Below are 7,566 nucleotides of genomic sequence, written 5' to 3'. Positions count from 1 at the left end.
ATGCCGGGCGGGGCCATTCACACCTGCACATGGCCGTGGCGGCCGCCACGGGCGAGGTGTTTGGCGGCCATGTGGCGCCGGGTTGCCGGGTGCGCACCACGGCCGAGGTGTTGCTGGCGCTGTTGCCTGAATGGGCGTTCACGCGTGAGCTGGATGCGGCCACCGGCTACGCGGAGCTGGTGGTGAAGGCGCGTGATGCCTGAGCCCCGCGCTCCCGCTCACTTCACCAGCAAGCTCGCCAGATCAAACGCCACATCGCCCGCCTGCTCGCGCGTGGGCGAGATGCCGGCGTCGAGCAGCTTGCGCACCAGCAGGTGGTCTTTGCTGGCGTTGACGCTGTCGGCGGCGATGAGTTGATCACCCTTGAAGTGGTAGACGGTGAACGTGCCGGCGGCCATGTCGCCGTTCATCTGCCCCCGTATGGCCCAGGCGTCGGCACCCATGGACAGGCCGGCCATCTGCAGTTTCTTGTCGTACTGGTCGCTCCAGAACCAGGGCGTGGCGGTGAAGGGGCGCTCTTGCCCGAGCAGCGCGGCGGCGGCGCTCTTGCCCTGTACGGTGGCGTTCTGCACCGATTCGAGCCGCAGCAGGCTGCCGTCGGCCAGGCGGCGCGCGGTGCAGTCGCCGGCGGCCACGATGAGTGGGTCGCTGGTGCGGCAGCAGGCGTCGACCACGATGCCGCGGTCGCATGCGAGCCCGGCGGCCTTGGCGAGTTGGTCATTGGCGCCGACGCCGATGCCCACCACCACCAGGCCCGCGGGCACGACGCTGCCGTCGGCCAGTTTCACGCCGGTCACCCCTTGTGCGGCGGCTTCGATGGCCGCGACCTGCGCACCCAACACCAGTTGCACGCCGTGGCCGCGGTGCAGCTCGGCGTACCAGTCGCTCAGCACGGGTGCGAGCACGCGGCCGAGCAGGCGCGGCGCGGCTTCGAGCACGGTGACTTCCAGGCCCTTCTTGCGCGCGGTGGCGGCCACTTCGAGGCCGATGAAGCCGCCACCGATGACCACCACCGGGCGCTGCTGCGCGATGCATGCGGCCAGGCGCTCGGCGATGGCGCTGGCGTCGTCGCGCGTGCGCAGGGCCAGCACGCCGGGCGCGTCGCTGCCGGGCAGTGGCAGGGCGCGTGGCGTGCTGCCGGTGGCGAGCACGAGGCCGGTGTAGGGCAGGGTGCTGCCGTCGCCGAGGATCAAGGTCTGTGCACTGCGGTCGATGGCCTTGACGTTCACGCCGGTGCGCAGCGCGATGTTTTTGCGCGCCAGCATTTCGGGCGCGCGCATCACCAGCTGGGCCGCTTCGATCTCGCCGGCCATCCATGCTTTGGAGAGCGGCGGGCGGTGGTAGGGGCCGTGGGGTTCGTCACCCAGCATCGTGATGGCACCCTCAAAGCCACCGCTGCGCAGGGCTTCGGCGGTCATCACGCCGGCCTGGCCCGCGCCGACGATGACGATGCCGGCTGCGGCCGCTTCGCCGCTCATTCCTGGCATTCCGGCAGGTGGACCACAGCGCCTTCCAGCGCGGGGCCGGCCTTGATCTGGCAGGCCAGGCGGCTGTTGGGGCGGCGCTCGGCCACCACGTTTTCCAGCATGTCCAGCTCGCCCTGCGTGGGCGCGGGCAGCACGCCGGCCAGCAGATCGTCCACATAGCAGTGGCAGGTGGCGCAGGCGCAGGAGCCGCCGCATTCGCCCACGATGCCGTCCACGCCGTTGGCGGTGGCGCCTTGCATCAGGCTCCAGCCGTCGGCGAGATTGAGGGTGGTGGACTGGCCGTTGGCCTCGATGAAGGTAATGTTTGCCATGGTGTCTCCAGAAAACCAGGACTTACGCAAAAGCGCCCCAACGTCGTTGCTTCTCCTTGCCGTACTGCTCGTACTGTCTGCGTCGAAGCGCCTAGTTGGGACACTTTTGCGTAAGTCCTAAAAAACAAAAAGGTGCTGCCGGTCACCGGGCAGCGCGATGGAAGGGGCCGCGCCTTAGGCGGCTTTGAGTTCGAGCACCAGCGGGCTGCGGAAGGTGCTGGAGGGCATCCACGGCAACTGGTCGGCCACACGGCGGTAGTCGGGCACCACCTTGTGGAACTCGTCGAAGGCGATTTTCACCGCCAGGCGCGCGATGGCCGTGCCCAGGCAGGCGTGCACGCCGCCGCCAAAGCCGAGATGGCCGCGCGGCTTGCGGGTGATGTCGTACACGTCGGGGTTGGGGTACTGGCGCTCGTCGCGGTTGCCGCTGCCGTAGGCCAGGCAGACAAAATCACCTTCCTTCATGGTCTGGCCGTGGATCGTCACGTCCTTCATCAGGCGGCGGCGGAAGCGTTGTGCCGAGGTGTTGAAGCGCAGGCTTTCTTCGATCGCGTCGGGCAGCAGCTCGGGGTTGGCCACCACGGCCTTGCGGGCTTCGTCGAAGCTGGCGAGGTTGTAGGCGAACATCATCATGAAGCCGCCGAGCGATTCGACGCCGGCCATGATCAGCGTGGTGGTGGTCAACAGCACCTCGCGGTCGTCCAGCCGGTCGCTGTCGATCTCGGCCAGCGCGAAGTTGCTGATCAGGTCGTTGCGCGGCTCGGCGCGGCGCATCGCGATCACTTTGGCGGCGTACTCCTGCATCCAGTTGTAGGCCGCGATGTGCTCAGGGCCTTTGGCACGGGTGCGGGCGTCGCTCTGCACCATCAGCACGGCGTTGTCACGCACGATCTGTTCGTCCACGATAGCCTCGTCGCCCATGGGCAGGCCGAGCGCGGCCATCAGCACCTTGACGGTGAACTGCGACGAGACTTCCTTGAAGTCGAACTGCTTGGTGCCCTTGAGCTGGCCGAACACCTGTTTCGCCACATCGCGGATCGGTTCTTCCAGCGCGAGCAGGTTGCGCTTCATGAACGCGTGTTGGATCAGGCCACGCAGGCGGTCGTGTTTGGGTGGGTCGGAGCTGCCGAGCGTGGCGCCGGCGCGGCCGGGCAGCTCGGTCATTAGGTTGCCGCTGGCGCTGGAATAGGTCTGCCAGTCCTGGCCGGCGGAGACGATGTCTGCATAACGCGAGAGGATCCACATCTGGGCTTCTTCGCTCCAGAAGCAGGGCGCCTCGTCACGCAGGTGCTGGTAATAAGGAAAGGGGTCGGCGTCAACGGCCGGCGAGTACGGATCGAAATGGAAGCTCATGGCTTTTGTCTCCTGTGGGTGAATCCGGGGTTCACTGTAGGGCTCCATGCTCGGATTAGCACTGCACTAAGAAGGGATAATTCTTGTACTTTTCGATCAGATGGGTATGCCATGGCCGCTTCAGGATCTGCTTCAACCAGCCACCGCGCGCCGCGCGCGATGTCGGTCATCCCGAGCTTTGCGCTGTACGGCGAAGCGGCCACGCCCGGGCAGGAGATGCTGCACATCGAAGCGGTGCAATCGCGCAGCCAGCTCTACCGCTGGGAGATTGATCCCCACCTGCACCAGGGCCTGTACCAGGTGCTGTGGCTGTGGCGTGGCGCGGCCACGGTGCAGCTCGACGAATGGCAGGCCGAGGTGAACGGCCCCGCCGCCATCGTGGTGCCGCCGGGGGTGGTGCACGGCTTCCGGTTCGCCCCCGAGACCGATGGCCGGGTGCTCACGCTGAGTGCGCGCTTTTTTGTAGAGGGTGATTTCCAGGCCGCTGGCGAAGCCTTTCAGGCCTTGTTTTCGGCACCGGGCATCGTGCACTTTTCACCCGACGAGATCGGCACGCAGCGGTTGCATGCGCTGCTTGAGGCGCTGTCGGCCGAGTTCGAACTGCCGGGCTCGGCGGAGTCACCCGTGGTGCAGTGGCTGGCCCGCTCGGTGGTGTGGCGGCTGGCGCGTGCCAGCGAACAGGGGCAGCGCGAGGGCGCCGCCACCGCAGGCCACCAGGCGCAGTTCACCCGCTTTCTGCTGCTGGTGGAGGCGCATTTTATGGAGCACTGGCCGCTGGAGCGCTATGCCTCGCGTCTCGGCTTGTCCACCCAGCGCCTGAACCGGATGGTGCGGGCCGAGAGCGGGCGCAGTGCGCTGGAGCTGGTGCACGAGCGGCTGACGCGCGAGGCTTGCCGGCGGCTGGTCTATATTGCCGCGCCGGCCGCGAGCCTGGCGCACGAGCTGGGGTTCGAAGACCCGGCCTATTTTTCGCGCTTCTTCAAGCGCCGCACCGGGCTGAGCCCCCAGCGCTGGCGGGAGGCGCAGCGAGGCGGTGCCGTCTGAGCCTCAGTCCACGTCTGGGTCGAGCGGTTCGTTCTGTTGCGGCCGGAACAGCAGACCCAGGCCAAAGGCCAGCGCGTCGGCGCCCATGGAAGTGAGGCGCATGACCAGCGACACGCCCAAAGCGATTTCCAGGCCGATGGCAGGGCCCATGAGTTTGATCATCAAGGCTTCACGCACCCCCAGGCCACCCGGCGAGCCCGGCACCAGGAATCCGGCGGTCCAGGCCACGGTGTACAGCAGCACCATTTGCAGCCAGTCGATTTCAGGGTGCCCGAACAGCTCGGACGCCAGCAGCTCCACCACGCTGCCCAGCACGACAAACGAGAAGGCGATCAGTCCCGCCACCATCACGGCGGTGACCAGCCGGGGCTCGGCAATCAACTGACCGCGCCCGAGCTTGCGGCTGAGGCCGGGCAGCAGTCGGTTGACCAGACGAACCGCCACGAAGGGCGAGACCAGCATGAACGCCGCCAGCGCCGCCAGATAACCGGGGTGGCTGGTGTCCACCAGACCTTCGTGCAGATCGTTCACATAGAACAGCAGCGCGGCCACCGCAAAAATGCCGCTGATGCCCAGCACCCAGAAGGTCTCCATCGCCATGGTGGCGATGGTCTTGCCGGCCGGCACACCGGCCTGTGAGCCCAGCAGCACCCGGCCCGCAAAGTGCCCCACGTTGCCCGGCAGGTACTTGCCCATCTGGGACACGGCGATGATCTGCAGCGCTTGGCGGTAGGGCAGGACCACGCCCTGGTCGCGCAACAGCATCTGCCACATCAGGGCGATCAGCGGCACGCTGGAGAGCGCACCCAGCACCGCTACGCCAATGACCAGCACCGCATAGCCGCCCCACTGGATCGGGGGCAGCTCGTGAAGGTTGTCCCACAGGTGGAACAGGAAGTAGCCGCACGAGCCCAGCAGCAGCGCCAGGGCGAGCAGCCTGAGCAGCCAGTAGCGGGCGGATTTGGGCGGCTTGCCGGCGGTTTCCGCGGGCAAGGTTGACGCAGTGGCGTGGGTCATGTTCTGCGTTCTGAGGCAGTGATTCGAAGCGCGAAATTCTACCGTTGGGCGCTCCCACGATCCGACACCGTCACAGTGCCTCAGGCGGGGTGCCCAGCGCAATGCGCTCGCGCAGCCAGCGGTGTGCGGCATCGTCGTGGTGGCGGCGGTGCCAGATCAGGTACATGGGCAGTGGGGGGCAGGGTGTGAGCACTTCGGTGCGGGCGAATTCACGCAGAAAGCTGCCGTGCAGCAGGGCGGGTGCGGTCGCCAGCAGCGGGCTGCCGCGCAGGAAGGCGGGCAGGCCGGCGAAGCCCGGCACCATGACCGCAAAGCGCCGGTGCACGCCCTGGGCTTCGAGCGTGCGGTCGAGGTGCAGCCTGCGCCGGGGTTCATAGACCACGGTGATGTGGTCGGCCGCGAGGTACTCGGCCCGCGAGCGCGGGGCCTCTCGCACCGCCGGGTCGTGGTAGACGCAGTAGCGGTCTTCGAAGAGGCGCTTTTGCACGATGTCGCTGCCCTCGGGCGGGCGCGGGCTGATGGCGAGGTCACACGCACCGTCGCGCAGCATCTCCAGGCTCGGGATGTCGGAGGGAATGATGCGCAACGCCAGCCCGGGCGCCTGCTCGCGCAGCTGGCGGGCCAGCGCCGGCAGCAACACCTCGCGCTGGAAGTCGTTGGCCGCGATGGTCACGGTGCCCTTCCAACGCTGGGGATCGAACGCGCCGGTCTGGGCAAAACCCTGCAGCTGGCGCAGCAGTTCACGCGCTTGCACGGCCAGTTCGCCCGCCCGCGCCGTGGCCACGATGCCGCGCCCGCTCTTGACGAACAGCGCGTCGCCGGTGATGGCGCGCAGCTTGTCCAACTGGTGGCTCACGGCCGACTGCGTGACGCCCAGCGACTGGGCCGCGCCGGTGATGCTGCCCGCTTCCACGACCGACACCAGCAGCTGAAGCAGTCGGGCATCCAAGTCTGACCAATCGAAATCATTCATGTGTTTGATGATCATTCATCTGTTTATCTTTGGCAATGGGCTGGGAATACTCGCGGCTTGACACAAGTCAATCCACCCCACGCAGGAGACAGATGTGAGCAAGACCATTCCCGGCACCACGCCGTTCGACGGCGACGCGGCCCAGAAGGGCTACGCCCTGAACAAAATGTGCTTCTCGTTCAATGACAGGGCCAACCGAGAGGCCTTCGTGGCCGACCCCGAGGCCTTCATGCAGCGGCACGGCCTGAGCAGCGAGCAGGCCGAGGCCATCCGCTCCAAGCAGGTGCTGGCCCTGATTTCGGCCGGCGGCAACGCCTACTACCTCGCCAAGTTCGCCGGCATCTTCGGCCTGGACATGCAGGACATCGGCGCGCAGCAGACGGGCATGACCAAAGAACAGTTCAAGGCCAAGCTCGTGGCCGCGAACCAGCAGTGCTGACCCTTCAGGAGACATCAACATGGCACAACTCATCGGTGGCCTGGCCACATCGCACATTCCCGCCATCGGCGGCGCCATCCACAAAGGCAAGCAGAACGAGCCCTACTGGAAGCCCTTCTTCGACGGCTTTCCACCCATCCACCAGTGGCTGGGCCAGGTCAAGCCGGACGTGGTGGTGGTGTTCTACAACGACCACGGCCTGAACTTCTTCCTCGACAAGATGCCGACGTTTGCGGTGGGCGCCGCGGCCAGCTACAGCAATGCCGACGAAGGCTGGGGCATTCCCACGTTGCCACCGATCCCGGGTTGCCCGGAACTCTCGTGGCACCTGATCAACGAGTTGATCGCCAAGGAGTTCGACATCGTGACCTGCCAGGAGATGCTGGTGGATCACGCCTGCACCTTGCCGTTGAAGCTGTTCTGGCCCGAGCACGATGTGGCGCCGGTGCAGATCGTGCCGATCGACATCAACACGGTGCAGTTTCCGTTGCCGACGGCGAAGCGGGTCTACAAGCTGGGCAAGGCGGTGGGTGAGGCGATCCAGAGCTGGGACAGCAGCAAGCGGGTGGCGGTGATGGCCACGGGCGGCTTGTCGCATCAGCTCGATGGCGAGCGCGCGGGTTTCATCAACAAGAAGTTCGATCTGCAGTTCCTGGACAGCATGGAAACGAATCCCGAGTGGGCGACGCAGTTCAGCGATCTGGAGCTGGTGGAGAAGGCGGGCACGCAGGGTGTGGAGCTGTTGATGTGGCTGGCGATGCGCGCGGCGTTGACGGCCGGTGGTTCGGGGGTGCGCAAGGTGCACAGCAATTACCACATCCCGATTTCGAATACGGCTACCGGTGTTCTGGCGCTGGAGACGGTCTGATCTGTCTTTGGGTTGTTGGTGTTTGAAGGAGGGAGCCGTTGGCTCCCTTTTTCGCTCTGGCTTTTGTGCAGGTG

The 7,566-nt window shown here is 66.4% G+C and carries 9 protein-coding genes; 4 read left to right on the top strand and 5 right to left on the bottom strand.

Going from position 1 to position 7,566, the window contains the following annotated elements; all coding sequences use genetic code 11:
* Nucleotides 1-203 (top strand): DUF296 domain-containing protein (locus B0E41_RS24335; protein WP_143434006.1); only part of this gene is annotated, 203 nt, incomplete at its 5' end.
* Between the two features lie 15 nt (nt 204-218).
* Here the strand turns inward: B0E41_RS24335 and B0E41_RS24330 are convergent.
* The 3 genes from B0E41_RS24330 to B0E41_RS24320 form a co-directional block, all read right to left on the bottom strand.
* Nucleotides 219-1,478: an FAD-dependent oxidoreductase gene (locus B0E41_RS24330; protein WP_077335383.1), complete on the bottom strand. Its 1,260-nt coding sequence runs from the start codon at nt 1,476-1,478 to the stop codon at nt 219-221.
* Nucleotides 1,475-1,798 carry a 2Fe-2S iron-sulfur cluster-binding protein gene (locus tag B0E41_RS24325; RefSeq protein WP_077335381.1) on the bottom strand — a complete coding sequence of 108 codons (324 nt, stop codon included), beginning with the start codon at nt 1,796-1,798 and terminating at the stop codon, nt 1,475-1,477. The genes B0E41_RS24330 and B0E41_RS24325 overlap by 4 nt, the downstream gene beginning before the upstream one ends.
* A gap of 174 nt (nt 1,799-1,972) precedes the next feature.
* A complete protein-coding gene (locus tag B0E41_RS24320) occupies nt 1,973-3,151 on the bottom strand; it encodes a cytochrome P450 (RefSeq protein WP_077335379.1) in 1,179 nt (392 codons plus the stop codon).
* A 111-nt stretch (nt 3,152-3,262) separates the two neighbouring features.
* Here B0E41_RS24320 and B0E41_RS24315 point away from each other — a divergent pair, with 111 nt between their 5' ends.
* A complete protein-coding gene (locus tag B0E41_RS24315) occupies nt 3,263-4,195 on the top strand; it encodes a helix-turn-helix domain-containing protein (RefSeq protein WP_077335377.1) in 933 nt (310 codons plus the stop codon).
* 3 nt (nt 4,196-4,198) lie between these two features.
* Here B0E41_RS24315 and B0E41_RS24310 read toward each other — a convergent pair whose 3' ends face one another.
* Together B0E41_RS24310 and B0E41_RS24305 are read right to left on the bottom strand one after the other, a co-directional pair.
* Nucleotides 4,199-5,212: a lysylphosphatidylglycerol synthase transmembrane domain-containing protein gene (locus B0E41_RS24310; protein WP_171984867.1), complete on the bottom strand. Its 1,014-nt coding sequence runs from the start codon at nt 5,210-5,212 to the stop codon at nt 4,199-4,201.
* Nucleotides 5,213-5,282: 70 nt separating this feature from the next.
* Nucleotides 5,283-6,200 carry a LysR family transcriptional regulator gene (locus tag B0E41_RS24305; protein ID WP_253195144.1) on the bottom strand — a complete coding sequence of 306 codons (918 nt, stop codon included), beginning with the start codon at nt 6,198-6,200 and terminating at the stop codon, nt 5,283-5,285.
* Between the two features lie 79 nt (nt 6,201-6,279).
* On the opposite strand from B0E41_RS24305, the gene B0E41_RS24300 reads away from it, so the two are divergent.
* Together B0E41_RS24300 and B0E41_RS24295 are read left to right on the top strand one after the other, a co-directional pair.
* Nucleotides 6,280-6,624: a protocatechuate 4,5-dioxygenase subunit alpha gene (locus B0E41_RS24300; RefSeq protein WP_077335373.1), complete on the top strand. Its 345-nt coding sequence runs from the start codon at nt 6,280-6,282 to the stop codon at nt 6,622-6,624.
* A gap of 19 nt (nt 6,625-6,643) precedes the next feature.
* Nucleotides 6,644-7,492, top strand: coding sequence for a class III extradiol dioxygenase family protein (locus B0E41_RS24295; protein WP_077335371.1), 849 nt, complete (start codon nt 6,644-6,646; stop codon nt 7,490-7,492).
* Nucleotides 7,493-7,566: the final 74 nt, after the last annotated feature.

Source organism: Hydrogenophaga sp. A37 (assembly GCF_002001205.1).
Classification (GTDB): Bacteria; Pseudomonadota; Gammaproteobacteria; order Burkholderiales; family Burkholderiaceae_C; genus Hydrogenophaga.
Note: the sequence above shows the minus strand (reverse complement) of the source record. Positions and strands in the feature narration are given on the sequence as shown.